Consider the following 15,199-nt stretch of genomic DNA (forward strand, 5'->3'; position numbering starts at 1 on the left):
CCGGTTTCCGCGCCGAAGCCTCACCTTCTGTTCTATACCCCGCCCGGGCCTCGGTACAGCGGCGTGTCCGGCGGTTCGTTTCGTCAGCGCATCTCCCCGGCCCCGACGTACGGGTTCAGGCTGGCGAGGGGCTTGCCTTCGGCGAAGCGCGAGTACCGGAAGTCGGTGCCGTCCACGGCGGGGTCGCTGCTGATGCCGTCGAGCAGGAGGTCGGCGGCGAGCCGGCCCACGGCAGGGGAGATCTTGTAACCGTGGCCGCTGAAGCCCACGAGCAGGAACAGTCCCGGCGCCGGGGACGGGCCGATGATCGGGTTGTAGTCGGGTGTGGTGTCGTAGCATCCCGCGTACGACGAGGCGAGCCGCGGATCGGGCATGGCCGGCAGCAACCGGTCGAGCTTCGCGACGGCGGTTTCCACGAACGGGTCGTCGGCGCGATTGGCGTAGTCGTCCGGGTCCGCCCACTCCGGCGCGGAGTGATCGCTGTTGCCCACCAGCAGCTCTCCGTTGGGCTCGCGGCGGATGTACTGGAGGTTCACCAGGTCGGAGAAGGTGGGGATGTCGGGGGTGGGTTCGCCCTGGTCGACGAGCAGGAGTTGTTCCCGCTGGGCCCGGATCGGGAGGTCCACGCCGGCGGTCGCGCCGAGTGCCGGTGACCACACGCCGGTTGCGAGCACGACGGTGCCCGCGTGGATTTCGGAGCCGTCCGCGAGCCGCACCCCGTAGACCTCGCCGCCCTCGCGCTGCAGGAGGGAGGCGACGGGGGTGCCCTGGCGCACTCGCACGCCGAGGGCTCGGGCGCGGGTGCCGTAGGCCATTCCGGTCATGTAGGCGTCGCCGTGGCCGCCGAGGGGCTCGTACGCGAAGGCCGCGAAGGGATCGAGGGCTATCCCCGGTAGCAGGCGGCGGACCTCGCCGGCGTCGATCGTCTCGACGGGCACTCCGAGGGCCCGGTGCATCTCGACGTTCGCGGCGAGCGGGGCGGTGTTCTGGGGCCCGACGCCGACGACGTATCCGGTCTGCCGGAAGCCGATGTCGGCCCCGAAGATCTCCTCGGCTTCGGAGAACACCTGCACGCCGTGCCAGGCCATCGCGGCCAGCGACGGAACGCCGTAGTGGCAGCGGACGATGCCGCTGGACTTGCCGGTCATGCCGGAACACATCGTCCCGCGTTCCAGGACGAGGACATCCGTTTCGCCGCGCTCGGCGAGGGACCAGGCCGCAGCCAGGCCCTCGAGTCCGCCGCCGACGATGACGATGTTCGCGGTTTCGGTCATCGCATTTCCTCACAGCTCGCACTTCGGTTGTTTCTTACAGGGAAACAGTGTTGCATAAAACGAAACACGCGCGGTTCTCGCTGTGTGACAACGACGTAAAACCTGCTGGGCGGCAACGATGCTCCGTCGAGGCCGGTAGCCTCGTCCGCATGACCCCTGTCGTCCGCCCGGCCACCCGACGGGACATACCGGTCTTCGCCCGCACCCTCGCCGACGCGTTCTTCGACGATCCGGTGATGATGTGGATGTGGCCCGACGACGAGCGCCGGCGCCGAGGTCTGCCACGCATGTTCGCCGCCGAGGCGCAGCATCATCTGCTGTCGCACGGCGGACTCGAGCTCGCCGAGGGGCCGGACGGTTCCGCCGGAGGCGCGACCATGTGGGCGCCGCCGGGTCGCTGGAAAGCCCCGGGGTGGCGGTCCGTGCTGGTCACTGCGGGGATGATCCGCGCGCTCGGGCGCCGGGCCCGCGTCGGCGCCGAGGTCGACGGCGCGCTCGACGAGGCGCATCCGGCCGAGCCGCACTGGTACCTCTCCGCCATCGGAACCGGAAACGCGGCGCGTGGCGGAGGTTTCGGGAAGGCCCTGCTGCGGTCGCGGCTGGACCGCTGTGACGCCGACGGGATGCCCGCGTATCTCGAATCGAGCAAGGAGAAGAACATCTCCTACTACGAGCGGTTCGGGTTCCGGGTCACCGGCGAGATCGCCGTCCCGAACGGAGGGCCGACCCTGTGGAAGATGTGGCGCGAACCCGTGACGCGATGAATCGGCCGATCCCTTGATATGCAAGCAGTTGCTTGCATATAGTCGGTATCTGTGAGTGATGTCTCGCGGACAGCCACAGGACCGAGCGGCGTATGCGAAGCCCCGGCCCGGGTCGGGGGCACGACGTGAGCGCGCCCCTCGAGCGCCCGAACGCCGTGGACGGTCACGGCCGCAAGACCGGCGAATGGGCGGAGCCCGACCCGCACGGCGGGCTGATGGTGGGCACCTACGTCGACGGCGAGCGTCACGGAACGTGGCGGCACTTCTCCGCCGGTGGGGCGCTACGTTCCGAGGGTGGTTACGACCGCGGCGTCCTGCACGGTCCCTGGACCTGGTACCGCGCCACCGGTGGTCTGCTGCAGCGCGGCGGGTTCGCCCACGGTGACAAGCACGGCTACTGGGAACGCTGGACGGCGGCGGGGACACTCGTCGACAGCGGACACTGGGAGCACGGCAGGAAGACCGGTGAGTGGACCTACTACGACACCGACGGGAGCATCAGGAAGACGACCACCCACCGGCCGAGGCCGCCGCGCGGGTGACCGAACGAGGGGGAGCGGTGACATCGACCTTCGACCGGGATCGAGCCCTGCTGATCCGGCTGTGGCGCTCCTGGGCCGAACGGGCCCGGGCATTGAGCGACGAGCAGTGGACGGCCCCGACCCGGCTGCCGGGCTGGACCGTTCGGGACCTGTACGTCCACGTCGCACCCGACGCCCTGATCGCCCTGATCGCCGACCCCGCGCCCGAGGGCACGGCAAAGGTCACCAGCGCCGCGGAGATGCTCCGCGTCTTCAACGCCGACCCGGTCGCCGCCGAACCGATGCACCGACGGATCGCCGAGATGGTCCGCCACGCCGCCACCGACGCCGGCCGGGAGACGCTCGTCGAGCGATTCGCCGTCGAACTGCCGCAGGCGTTCGATCGCCTGACCGGCCTCGATCGTGAGACCGTCGTCCCACACCCTCTGCTGGGCTCGGTGACGCTCGGCGCACTCCTCGACCTGGCCATCCTCGAAACGACCGTCCACCTGCTCGACGTCGTCGACACGGTCGGCGGACCGCCGCCCGAATCGGAGGCACTCGAACGCACCCGCAACGTGCTCGCCGCCGTCCCGGACGCGCGGGACTTCATCGAAGCGGCATCGGGCCGGTCGGGCGCGCGGATCCTGCCGGTGATGCGATGAGGCAACCGCGCATGTGACGCGGCGCCAGGAGTCCGACCGTGGGGGCAGCGCCCACGCGGCGCCGGCGACGGCGCAGACCACAGTGCCGGTCGGCAGGGGCATTCGCCGTCCGAAACGGCCGTGTCGGCTCCCCGGTGACGCCCCCGGCGCGCACTACCCTCGGGCACCATGACCGCATTCGACGACCTCGACGACTATCTCGCTCTCCCGCGCGTCACCGCGCTCGCGCTGTCGCCGGACGGGACCCGTGTCGTGATCGCCCAGTCCACCCTGGACGAGGAGGGGACCGGGTACGTCGGGGCCTTGTGGGAGGTCGACCCGCACGGACAGGAGCCCGCCCGGCGGCTCACGTGGGGTGCGAAGGGCGAGTCGAACCCGGTCTTCACCGCCACCGGTGACCTGCTGTTCACCGCGGCCCGGGCCGACGGGACGGACGGCGACGATGCCCCCGTCGCACTGTGGCGGCTGCCGGCGGCCGGTGGCGAAGCGCAGCGCGTCGTGTCCCGCAAGGGCGGGGTACGCGCAGTGCACGCCGCGCGGGCCGCCGACCGGATCGTGGTGACGGCGGACGTGCTCGGCCGTACCGACGGCGACGACGAACGGATCCGGGACGCCCGCAGGAAGCACAAGATCTCCGCCGTGCTGCACACCGGATACCCGATCCGGCACTGGGATCACGACCTCGGCCCGGCCGAGCCGCACCTGCTCGCCCTCGCGGACGGCCTCCACCCGCCCCTGTCGGACCTGACTCCCGGACCCGGGGGCGCGCTGCGCGAGGCCACCCTCGACCTCGCCCCGGACGGCACGTTCGTCGTCACCACCTGGTCGGTCCCCGGGCCGCTCGCCTCCCGCCGCACCACCCTGGTGCGCATCGACACGGACACCGGACTGCGCACGGTCCTCGTCGACGACGAGACCGCCGACGTGTTCGCCCCCGCGATCTCGCCGGACGGCACCCGGATCGCATTCCTGCACGAGACACACTCCGACCCCGAGACCGCGCCGACAATCACGTTGCGGCTGTTCGATCTTCGATCGGGAGACACGACGGTTCTGGTGCCCGGATGGGACCGGTGGCCGACGTCGGTCGTCTGGCGTCCCGACTCCGGGGCGCTGCTCGTGACCGCCGACGAGCACGGCCGCGCGCCGATCTTCCAGGTCGCGTTGTGGGCCGACGTCCCCACCCCGTTGACCACCGACCCGGCCGCCTACACCGACCTGCGCGTCGCACCCGACGGAACGTGCGTCTACGCCCTGCGTGCGGCCTACGACGCTCCGCCGCACCCGGTGCGGATCCCGCTGGACGGCTCCGGCGCCGTCACCGTTCTGCGCGCTCCCGCCGAGCTGCCGGACCTCCCCGGCCGCCTCACGGAACTGACCACTGCCGCCGCCGACGGCACCCCGCTGCGGGCCTGGCTGGCCCTGCCGGCCACCGCCGACCCCGACGCCCCCGCACCGCTGCTGCTGTGGATCCACGGTGGCCCCCTCAGCTCCTGGAACACCTGGTCGTGGCGATGGAACCCGTGGCTTCTCGTCGCCCGCGGCTACGCCGTGCTGCTCCCGGACCCCGCCCTGTCCTCCGGCTACGGGCAGGACTTCGTCCGGCGCGGGTGGGGCAGATGGGGCAAGGAGCCCTACACCGACCTGATGGCGCTGACCGATGCCGCGATCGAGCTCCCCGAGATCGACGCCGACCGCACCGCCGCGATGGGCGGCTCCTTCGGCGGGTACATGGCCAACTGGGTGGCCGGGCACACCGACCGGTTCCGGGCGATCGTCACCCACGCGAGCCTGTGGGCTCTCGACCAGTTCGGACCCACCACGGATTCGGCCTGGTACTGGGCGCGGGAGATGACCCCCGAGATGGCGGTGGAGAACTCACCGCACCTGTATGTCGCCGACATCGTCACTCCCATGCTGGTGATCCACGGCGACAAGGACTATCGCGTGCCGATCGGGGAGGGGCTGCGACTGTGGTACGAACTGCTCTCCGAGTCGGGGGCACCCGCCGCCGAGGACGGCTCCACCGTGCATCGCTTCCTCTACTTCCCCGACGAGAACCACTGGGTGCTCGGCCCCCAGCACGCGAAGATCTGGTACGAGGTGGTCGAGGCGTTCCTCGCGGAGCACGTGCTCGCGCGTCCCCGGGAACTGCCCGAGGTGCTCGGCTGACGCGGATCCCGGCGGTGCGCGGCGCGGGAGTCGAACGGCATCTCCGTCGGGGGCGACGCTCACCCGCCCAGCGTCCGCACCCGCTCGAGCACCGGGGCGAACGCCTCGAGGTACGGCCCGTGGACGGTGTAGTAGGTGAAGCCGTAGCGGTCGCGGTCGCGCAGGACCTGATCGGCCATCCGTTCCACCGTGCCGATCAGTGCGAACGGCGTGTCCAGCAGTTCCTCGACGCTCGTCATCGGACCGAAGCGCTCGAGCAGTGCCCGCGCCGCGGCCTCTCGGTCGTCGGTCACCACGACCGCCTGGACCAGCACCTGCCACTCGAGGCGGTCCGCGCGGGCGCCGGCGCGCTCGCGGGCGAACCGCACGCGTTCGTCGGCCTCGGCGGCCGTCGCGATGCGCAGCACCCCGGGCGCCTGTCCCGGCACCTGCACGGCACCGGCCACCCCCACGATGTCGGCGCGCTCGGCCGCCAGCTGCAGCACCCGGTCCCCGGTACCGCCGATCAGCAGCGGGGGACCGGTGCCGCCGAACCCGCACCGCTGGACCGGCTGCAGCGGTGCCAGGTCCAGGCCGGCGCGCAGCTCGGCCTGTTGTGGGTACCCGCCCTCCGCGAAGCGGCGCCCCAGACCCTCGATCAGGGCCTCGAGCCGATCGACGCGGCGGCCGATCGGATCCCAGCCGATGCCGGCCTCGTCGAATTCCCACTTCATGTGCCCGGCGCCGAGGCCGAGTTCGAGCCGGCCACCGGTGAGGACGTCGGTGGTCGCGACGTCGCGGGCCAACAGCTCCGAGTTCCAGAACGGAGCGTTGAGGACGAGCGTGCCCACTCGCAACCGCTCGGTCGCCTGCGCCGCGGCGACGAGCGTGGGAAACGGCGCGACGACCCCCAGGTGGTCCGCGGCGAACAGCGTGTCGTACCCGAGCGCCTCGATGCGGCGGCATCGGCCGGCGAACGCGCCGGCCGACTCCAGGGTGAAGACGTTCGTGGCGAAGCGGAACTCGTTCACGTCTGCCACGGTGCCGTACCCGTGATCCGCAGTCCAGCAGGCCCGATCCGGGCACGTGGGGCGTGTGCAGGCGGTTTGCCTCCGCTGACTACGATTGCGGGGTGACCAGTGCGCCAGAGAACCACCAGAACCCCGCCGACGCCCTCCCCAAGAGCTGGGACCCCAGCGCCGTAGAGGACGAGCTGTACCAGGGCTGGGTGGACGCCGGTTACTTCGCCGCCGATCCGTCCAGCGACAAGCCCGGTTACTCGATCGTGCTGCCACCGCCGAACGTGACCGGCAGCCTGCACATGGGTCACGCACTCGACCACACCCTCATGGACGCGCTCTCGCGCCGTAGACGCATGCAGGGCTACGAGGTGCTGTGGCTGCCCGGCATGGACCACGCCGGCATCGCCACCCAGACCGTCGTCGAGAAGCAACTCGCGGTGGACGGGAAGACCAAGGAGGACTTCGGTCGCGAACTGTTCGTCGAGAAGGTCTGGGACTGGAAGCGCGAATCCGGCGGCACCATCCAGGGGCAGATGCGCCGCATCGGGGACGGCGTCGACTGGTCCCGCGACCGGTTCACCATGGACGAGGGTCTCTCGCGGGCCGTGCAGACGATGTTCAAGCGGCTCTACGACGACGGGCTGATCTACCGCGCCGAGCGACTGGTGAACTGGTCGCCCGTGCTGCAGACCGCGATCTCCGACATCGAGGTCAAGTTCGAGGAGGTCGAGGGCGAACTCGTCTCGTTGCGCTACGGCTCTCTGGACGACGACGAGCCGCACGTGATCGTCGCCACCACCCGGGTCGAGACCATGCTCGGTGACACCGCCGTCGCGGTGCACCCGGACGACGAGCGCTACCAGCACCTGGTCGGCACCACCCTCGAGCATCCCCTCACCGGCCGGCGTATCCCCGTGATCGCCGACGAATACGTCGACCCCGAATTCGGCACCGGCGCCGTGAAGATCACCCCCGCCCACGATCCCAACGACTTCGAGATGGGCGTGCGGCACAACCTGCCGATGCCCACCATCATGGACAAGGCCGGCAGGATCGCCGACACCGGAACACGATTCGACGGCATGGACCGGTTCGAGGCGCGGGTCCGGGTGCGCGAGGCGCTGGCCGAGCAGGGCCGGGTCGTCGCCGAGAAGCGTCCCTACCTGCACAGCGTCGGTCATTCCGAGCGCAGCGGCGAGACGATCGAGCCCCGGCTGTCGATGCAGTGGTGGGTCAAGGTCGATGCGCTCGCCAAGGCCGCGGGCGACGCGGTCCGCAACGGCGACACCGTGATCCACCCGGCCAGCCAGGAGCCGCGCTGGTTCGCGTGGGTCGACGACATGCACGACTGGTGCATCTCGCGGCAGCTGTGGTGGGGTCACCGCATCCCGATCTGGTACGGCCCGGACGGCGAGGTCGCGTGCTTCGGACCGGACGAGACCGCGCCCGAGGGCTGGGAGCAGGATCCCGACGTCCTCGACACCTGGTTCTCCTCGGGTCTGTGGCCGTTCTCCACGATGGGCTGGCCGGACAGGACGCCGGAGCTCGAGAAGTTCTATCCCACCAGCGTTCTCGTCACCGGATACGACATCCTGTTCTTCTGGGTGGCCCGGATGATGATGTTCGGCCTGTACGTCGCGAACGACGAGGCGATCACCGCCGGCGGGAAGTCCGGCGTCCAGGTGCCGTTCAAGGACCTGTTCCTGCACGGCCTCGTGCGCGACCAGTTCGGCAAGAAGATGTCCAAGTCGCGCGGCAACGGCATCGATCCGCTGGACTGGGTGGAGCGGTACGGCGCCGACGCGCTGCGCTTCACCCTGGCCCGCGGCGCCAACCCGGGTAGCGACCTCGCCGTGGGCGAGGACCACGCGCAGTCCTCCCGCAACTTCGCCAACAAGCTGTTCAACGCGACCAAGTTCGCCCTGATGAACGGCGCGGTCGTCACCGAGCTCCCGGCGCGCACCGCCCTCACCGACGCGGACCGGTGGATCCTCGACCGGCTCGAGCAGGTCCGCGCCGAAGTCGACGAGGCGTTCGAGCGGTTCGAGTTCTCCAAGGCGTGCGAGGCGCTCTACCACTTCGCATGGGACGAGGTGTGCGACTGGTATCTCGAGCTCGCCAAGGTGCAGCTGGCCGACGGCAGCGAGTACGCGCAGGGCACCAAGGCGGTCCTCGGCAACGTCCTCGACCAGCTGCTCCGCCTGCTGCATCCGGTGATCCCGTTCGTCACCGAAACCCTCTGGAAGGTCCTCACCGGCGGCGAGTCCGTGGTCGTCGCGTCCTGGCCGAACGCCACCGGCACCGAGCCCGACGCCGACTCCGCGCGTCGCGTCGAGGATCTGCAGAAGCTCGTGACCGAGGTCCGCCGTTTCCGCAGCGACCAGGGCCTCAAGCCGTCGCAGAAGGTCGCCGCACGCCTCACCGAGATCGACGCCGCCGACCTGGTTGCGCAGGTGCCGGCCGTACGGTCCCTGGCGCGGCTGACCGAGCCTGCGGAGGAGTTCGCCGCCACCGCCGCCATCGAGGTGCGCCTGTCCCGTGCCACCGTCACCGTGGAACTGGACACCTCCGGCACCGTCGACGTGGCGGCCGAGCGCGCCCGTCTCGGCAAGGACCTCGCGGTCGCCGAGAAGGAGCTCGCGGGCACGTCCGCCAAGCTCGGCAACGAGGCGTTCCTCGCCAAGGCGCCCGCGGCGGTCGTGGAGAAGATCACCGCCCGCAGGCAGATCGCGGAGGAGGAGATCGCCCGGATCACCGCGCGCCTGCAGGAACTGGGGTCGGCGTGAGCGAGGACCGGTCCGCGGCCGGCCCGGCGACGCCGTCGCCGGTCGACCTGGCCGAGCTGACCCTGGTCGAGGCCGAACTCGACAAGCGCTGGCCCGAAACGAAGATCGAGCCTTCGCTGACCCGGATCGCGGCGCTGATGGATCTGCTCGGATCCCCCCAGCGCAGCTATCCGTCCATCCAGATCGCCGGCACGAACGGTAAGACGTCGGTGAGCCGCATGATCGACGCCCTGCTGACCCGGTTGCACCGGCGCACCGGCCGCACCACGAGCCCGCACCTGCAGCTGGCCACGGAGCGGATCAGCATCGACGGGGCGCCGGTCTCCCCGCGCACCTACGTCGACACCTATCGCGAACTCGAGCCGTACGTCGCGATGATCGACGCGCAGTCGCAGGCCGCGGGCGGCCCGGCGATGAGCAAGTTCGAGGTGACCACGGCCATGGCATTCGCCGCGTTCGCCGAGGCCCCCGTCGACGTCGCCGTCGTCGAGGTGGGACTCGGTGGCACCTGGGACGCCACCAACGTCGTCGACGCGCAGGTCGCGGTCGTCACCCCGATCGGGCTCGACCACACCGAATACCTCGGTCCCGATCTCGCGACGATCGCGGGGGAGAAGGCCGGGATCATCAAGAAGGCACCCGACGACGGGCTCGTGCCCCGCGACACCGTCGCAATCCTGGCCCAGCAGGAACCCGAGGTGATGGAGGTGCTGCTGCGCCGGGCCGTCGAAGCGGACGCCGCCGTCGCACGCGAAGGCGCAGAGTTCCAGGTCCTGGCCCGGCGCATCGCCGTGGGCGGGCAGCAACTCGAGCTGCAAGGCCTCGGCGGGGTGTACACCGACATCTTCCTGCCGCTGCACGGCGAGCACCAGGCCCGTAACGCCGCGCTCGCGCTCGCCGCCGTGGAGGCGTTCTTCGGGGCCGGCGCCGACCAGCAGCTCGACGCCGACGCGGTGCGCGCGGCGTTCGCCTCGGTGCTCAACCCGGGCCGGCTCGAACGGGTGCGTAGTGCTCCGACGGTGTTCCTCGACGCCGCCCACAACCCCCACGGGGCGAAGGCTCTCGCTGCGGCCCTCGCCGACGAGTTCGACTTCCGCAAGCTGGTCGGAGTGGTGTCGGTGATGGCCGACAAGGACGTGCCCGGTCTGCTCGACGCCCTCGAGCCGGTGTTCGACGAGATCGTCGTGACCCACAACGGCTCGCCGCGGGCGATGGACGTCGACGAGCTCTCAGACCTGGCCGTGGCGCGGTTCGGCGACGAACGCGTGGTCGTCGCGCCGACACTGCCCGACGCCCTCGAGACCGCCGTCGCCATCGCCGAGGAGGTCGCCGAGCCGGGTGAGGCAGTATCGGGGGCGGGTGTCGTGGTCACCGGCTCGGTGGTGACCGCCGGCGCCGCCCGCACTCTCTTCGGAAAGGACCCCGCGTGAGCGAGGCAGCTGACAACTCCGCCGCATCGCCGGACCGGGACTCCGCCGTCCGGCCCCCCGCGAAGGACCCGTGGAAGGGGCTGCGAGGCGTCATGGCCGGCACGCTCGTCCTCGAAGCCATCGTGGTCCTGCTGGTGCTACCGGTTGTCGCGGTCGTCGGCGGGGGACTCACGTGGCTCTCGGGTGGCTACATCGTGTTCCTCGCCGTCGCGATGATCGCGGGCGCCGGGCTGCAGGGCCGGCCCTGGGCGCTCCGGTACAACCTCGCGCTGCAGGTGCTGACACTGCTGGGCTTCTTCGTCGACCTCGCGCTCGGCATCGTCGGCGTGATCTTCAGTGCGGTGTGGGGCTACATCCTGTACCTGCGCAAGGACATGAAGGACCGCGAGGCGCGGGGCCTGCTACCGGGCCAGCGGGGCTGACCACTACGCTGTGCGCGTGACTGAGCGGACCCTGGTACTGATCAAGCCCGACGGCGTGGCCCGTCGTCATGTCGGCGAGATCCTCTCGCGCATCGAGCGCAAGGGACTCGACATCGTGGCACTCGAGCTGCGCACCGCCACCGAGGAGGTGGCCGCCGCCCACTATGCCGAGCACGAGGGCAAACCCTTCTATCCCGGCCTGATCGAGTTCATCACCTCGCGGCCGCTGGTCGCGGCGGTCCTCGAAGGGCCCCGCGCCATCGCCGCATTCCGCCAGCTCGCGGGCGGCACCGACCCCGTCGAGAAGGCCGTACCCGGCTCGATTCGCGGTGATCTCGGGCTCGACGCCGGCGAGAACCTGGTGCACGGTTCCGACTCGGTGGAGTCGGCCGAGCGTGAAATCGCGCTGTGGTTCCCGGCCCTCGCCGGGTCCTGATCCGTCCGTCGACCTACGTGCCACGGCGCCCTTCGGGGCGCCGTTGGCGTATTCACGGACCTCTGTGTGGGATACTGAGGTAGGTCGCCCCGCTTCGGAGTGTTGCGGAACGACCGAACGACATCACGGATCGATGCCCGACATCGCTGTGACCGGGACGCAGGAGACACCTCGCCCGGTGGCACGCTGGATGCACCGGCGCTCGATCCGCGATCCAGCCAGGCACCGCTCGGCCGTGCAGTGAAAACGGGCACCGGACGACCGTGCGATGCGAGACCGCACATCTCGCGCCTCCCGGTGCGAGCCCACACAGACAGCGCCCCCGCGTGGCCGCGTCACATCGCTCGAGATCGAGGATGGACGCGCCCGGGGGCCCGAGGAGACCTACGTGGCCGAACAAGCGCCGCCGAACGACACTTCCATCGATGAGGGCACCGTGGTGCTGCCGCCGAAGATGCGCGTGCACGCACTCGCCAAACTGCTCGGTCTCACGAGCAAGCAGGTCATGGCCAAAGCCGCCGACCTCGGCACCGAATTGCGCAGTGCCCACTCGAGCCTGCAGCGCGACCTCGCCGAACAGATCCGCGCCGCTCTCGGTGCGCCCGCCGAGACCGGGACGGAAGCCGCACCGGAACCGGTGGGTGAGGTACCCGAGGTGCCCGCCGCCGAGACCGCCGAGGCTCCCCTCGGAGAACCGGCCGGCGCCGAGGGGCCCGCCGGGGAACCGGCCGCCGAGCCGGAGACCGCGGTCGAGGACACCACCGCTCAGGAACCCACCGCGGCACCTGCGGCTCCGACCCTGTTCACCGGCATGGAACAGGAGACCCCGGCGTTCACCGCGCCGGAACCGGGCGCCGTCGAACCCGTCGTCAGCGCGCCACTGTTCCTGCAGCCGGAAGTCACCGCCCCCGCCGAGGCGGCACCGCGCCGCCGCCGTTCCCGCCGGGCGGCCGAGGCGCCCGAGCCCACCGTCGTCGAGGAAGTCGCCGAGGAGGTCACCGAGGAGACCGCTGCGGCGGAGCCGGGTGAGGAGTCCGCCGAGGAGGAGCCGCGCCGTCGCCGTCGTGGTCGACGCGGCCGGGGCCGTGGACGTGGCGAGCAATCCGAGACGTCGGAGGAGACCACCGCCGAGGAGACGTCCCCCACGGAGACTGCTGCCGAGGAGGGCGCCGCTCCGGAGAAGGGCGCTGCGCCGGAGAAGGGCGAGGGCCCGGAAGCAAAGCCCGAGGAGCCGGCGACGGAAGAGGTCGCGACCGCCGAGCCGAGCGCGGACCAGGCCGAAGGCGAGCAGAAGGAGTCCGGGCAGAAGGAGTCCGGACAGACGGAGCCCGAGCAGAAGGAGTCCGGGCCGGGCGAGGACGAGTCCGGGGAAGGGTCTTCCCGTCGTCGCCGTCGTCGTCGTCGTCGCAAGGGCAGTGCGGACGGAGCCGACACCGCCGTCGAGGACGACTCGGTCCCCACTGTCGTCCACGAACGTGAGCCGCGATCCAAGACGCGCGCCCCCAAGGACGAGGTTCAGGGCATCACCGGTTCCACCCGGCTCGAAGCCAAGCGCCAGCGCCGCCGCGACGGCCGGGACGCAGGCCGCCGTCGGCCCCCGATCCTCACGGAGTCGGAGTTCCTCGCCCGCCGCGAGTCCGTCGACCGCGTCATGGTGGTGCGGGAGAAGACCGGTGACACCGCGAACCCCGGGAACATCACCCAGGTCGCGGTCCTCGAGGACGGCGTCCTCGTCGAGCATTTCGTGACCAGCGCCGGCTCCGGTTCGATGGTCGGCAACATCTTCCTCGGCCGCGTCCAGAACGTGCTTCCCTCGATGGAGGCGGCGTTCATCGACATCGGCAGGGGTCGCAACGGCGTCCTCTACGCCGGCGAGGTCAACTGGGACGCCGCCGGGCTCGGTGGCAACTCGCGCAAGATCGAGCAGGCCCTCAAGCCGGGCGACCGGGTGCTCGTGCAGGTCAGCAAGGACCCGGTGGGGCACAAGGGCGCCCGGCTCACCACGCAGATCAGTCTCGCCGGCCGATTCCTGGTGTACGTGCCGGGCGGCTCGTCCACCGGCATCAGCCGCAAGCTGCCCGACACCGAGCGCAAGCGGCTCAAGGAGATCCTGCGTGAGGTCGTCCCGGCCGAGGCCGGTGTGATCATCCGTACTGCGGCGGAGGGCGTGAGCGAGGACGAACTCGCCCGCGACGTACAGCGCCTGCAGACGCAGTGGGCCTCGATCGAGGAGCAGGCCGCCAAGCTCGAGGCCGACGGTTCGGGACAGCCGAAGACCCTCTACGAAGAGCCCGACCTGCTGGTCAAGGTGATTCGCGACCTGTTCAACGAGGACTTCTCCAAGCTCGTCATCGAGGGTGAGAACGCCTGGAACACTGTCGAGAACTACATCCGGACCGTCGCCCCGGACATGCTGCCCCGCGTGGAGCGGCACGATTCCGAGTCGGGCGCGCGTGACGTGTTCGCCGTACACCGCATCGACGAGCAACTCGCCAAGGCGCTCGACCGCAAGGTGTGGCTGCCGTCCGGTGGCACTCTCGTCATCGATCGCACCGAGGCGATGACGGTCGTCGACGTCAACACCGGCAAGTTCACCGGCGCCGGAGGCAACCTCGAAGAGACCGTCACGCGCAACAACCTCGAGGCAGCCGAGGAGATCGTGCGGCAGATGCGGCTGCGCGACATCGGCGGCATGATCGTCGTCGACTTCATCGACATGGTGCTCGAGTCGAACCGGGACCTCGTGCTGCGACGCCTGACCGAGGCGCTCGGCCGGGATCGCACCCGTCACCAGGTCTCCGAGGTGACCTCGCTGGGACTCGTGCAGATGACGCGCAAGCGGCTCGGGACGGGGCTCGTGGAGGCGTTCTCCACCACCTGCGAGCACTGCCACGGCCGCGGCATCCTCGTGCACAGCGAACCCGTCGAGGTCGCCGCCGCCGAGGACGGTGGCCGGCCCGCGCGCAGCGAGAGCGGCTCCCGTCGCCGCCGCGGCCGTGATCGGGGCACCCAGCCGGAACCGGCGACGACCGAGACGGCCGCACCCCAGCCGGCCCCCGAGGCGCCGGTGGTGGACGCGACGGTCAAGCGCGCCCACCCGGTCGCTCTGGCGATGGCCGCGCACCACGACAACCACGACGAGCACCCGACCGAGTCCGGTGCCGAGCCGGCGGAGGCAGCGCCCGCGCAGACGCCCACCGAAGCCGCGTCGGCACCGGTGACAGAACCCCGCGAGGCGCGCCCGGTCGAATCGCGCGAGGCGCCGGCCGAATCGGGCGAGGCGCAACCGGCAGAAGCACCGGAGGCCGGTAAGCAGGCCGCCGAGCCGGCGGCCCGTCGCCGTCGCCGGGTCTCGCGGGCTCCTTCGGCTCCGACGGGCGACGGCACCGGCACCGTCTTCGTGGTGCCGGCTCCGGCCCCGGAGCCCGTGGCCACCGCTCCGACCCCGGAGCCCGTGGCCACCGCTCCGGCCCCGGAGCCGGTGACCACCGCGGCGGTTTCGGACGGTGACAGCGCCGAACCGGTGACCGTTCGACGGCCACGTCGTCGCCGGGCCGCCGGCCGGCCTGCCGGCCCGCCGGTCGAAGCGCAGGCATGAGGTCGAACCGGGCCCGACCGCGGCCGGGCCCGGTTTGACCCTGGCAGTCACCTTCCCGTAATCTTGGTCAGTCGCTACTCGGCGATACGGCCCTGCTGCGCCCGATGCGGGATTGTGGCGGCCCCGAGTC

At 71.0% G+C, this 15,199-nt stretch carries 11 protein-coding genes; 9 read left to right on the forward strand and 2 right to left on the reverse strand.

The window, feature by feature from the left end:
* Positions 1–83 precede the first annotated feature (83 nt).
* Entirely contained in the window at positions 84–1,274 is a 1,191-nt protein-coding gene (locus ACWPQI_RS09580; RefSeq protein WP_010592818.1) for an NAD(P)/FAD-dependent oxidoreductase, read from the reverse strand.
* 149 nt (positions 1,275–1,423) lie between these two features.
* Between ACWPQI_RS09580 and ACWPQI_RS09585 the strand changes: the two genes are divergently transcribed.
* From ACWPQI_RS09585 to ACWPQI_RS09600, 4 genes are all read left to right on the forward strand, one after another.
* Positions 1,424–2,038 carry a GNAT family N-acetyltransferase gene (locus ACWPQI_RS09585; RefSeq protein WP_010592817.1) on the forward strand — a complete coding sequence of 205 codons (615 nt, stop codon included), beginning with the start codon at positions 1,424–1,426 and terminating at the stop codon, positions 2,036–2,038.
* A 125-nt stretch (positions 2,039–2,163) separates the two neighbouring features.
* The gene (locus tag ACWPQI_RS09590; RefSeq protein ID WP_017680513.1) at positions 2,164–2,580 is read left to right on the forward strand and encodes a toxin-antitoxin system YwqK family antitoxin; all 417 of its coding nucleotides are present in this window, start codon (positions 2,164–2,166) and stop codon (positions 2,578–2,580) included.
* Positions 2,581–2,597: 17 nt separating this feature from the next.
* Positions 2,598–3,224, forward strand: coding sequence for a maleylpyruvate isomerase N-terminal domain-containing protein (locus ACWPQI_RS09595; RefSeq protein ID WP_010592815.1), 627 nt, complete (start codon positions 2,598–2,600; stop codon positions 3,222–3,224).
* Positions 3,225–3,392: 168 nt separating this feature from the next.
* Positions 3,393–5,396 (forward strand): S9 family peptidase, encoded by a 2,004-nt coding sequence (locus tag ACWPQI_RS09600; RefSeq protein WP_010592814.1) that lies wholly within the window; start codon positions 3,393–3,395, stop codon positions 5,394–5,396.
* 59 nt (positions 5,397–5,455) lie between these two features.
* Here the strand turns inward: ACWPQI_RS09600 and ACWPQI_RS09605 are convergent, their stop codons facing one another.
* Positions 5,456–6,406, reverse strand: a complete 951-nt coding sequence (locus tag ACWPQI_RS09605; protein ID WP_040271716.1) for a TIGR03621 family F420-dependent LLM class oxidoreductase — start codon at positions 6,404–6,406, stop codon at positions 5,456–5,458.
* Between the two features lie 101 nt (positions 6,407–6,507).
* On the opposite strand from ACWPQI_RS09605, the gene ACWPQI_RS09610 reads away from it, so the two are divergent.
* From ACWPQI_RS09610 to ACWPQI_RS09630, 5 genes are all read left to right on the forward strand, one after another.
* Positions 6,508–9,183 carry a valine--tRNA ligase gene (locus tag ACWPQI_RS09610; RefSeq protein WP_010592812.1) on the forward strand — a complete coding sequence of 892 codons (2,676 nt, stop codon included), beginning with the start codon at positions 6,508–6,510 and terminating at the stop codon, positions 9,181–9,183.
* Entirely contained in the window at positions 9,180–10,613 is a 1,434-nt protein-coding gene (gene folC, locus ACWPQI_RS09615; RefSeq protein ID WP_474738778.1) for a bifunctional tetrahydrofolate synthase/dihydrofolate synthase, read from the forward strand. Before ACWPQI_RS09610 ends, folC begins: the two co-directional genes overlap by 4 nt.
* Entirely contained in the window at positions 10,610–11,035 is a 426-nt protein-coding gene (locus ACWPQI_RS09620; RefSeq protein ID WP_010592810.1) for a DUF4233 domain-containing protein, read from the forward strand. Before folC ends, ACWPQI_RS09620 begins: the two co-directional genes overlap by 4 nt.
* Before the next feature lie 16 nt (positions 11,036–11,051).
* A complete protein-coding gene (gene ndk / locus ACWPQI_RS09625) occupies positions 11,052–11,471 on the forward strand; it encodes a nucleoside-diphosphate kinase (protein ID WP_006937234.1) in 420 nt (139 codons plus the stop codon).
* A 388-nt stretch (positions 11,472–11,859) separates the two neighbouring features.
* On the forward strand, positions 11,860–15,069 hold the full coding sequence (locus ACWPQI_RS09630; protein WP_474738779.1) for a translation initiation factor IF-2 N-terminal domain-containing protein: 3,210 nt from the start codon (positions 11,860–11,862) through the stop codon (positions 15,067–15,069).
* Positions 15,070–15,199 lie beyond the last annotated feature (130 nt).

This window comes from Rhodococcus sp. LMD (assembly GCF_056108245.1).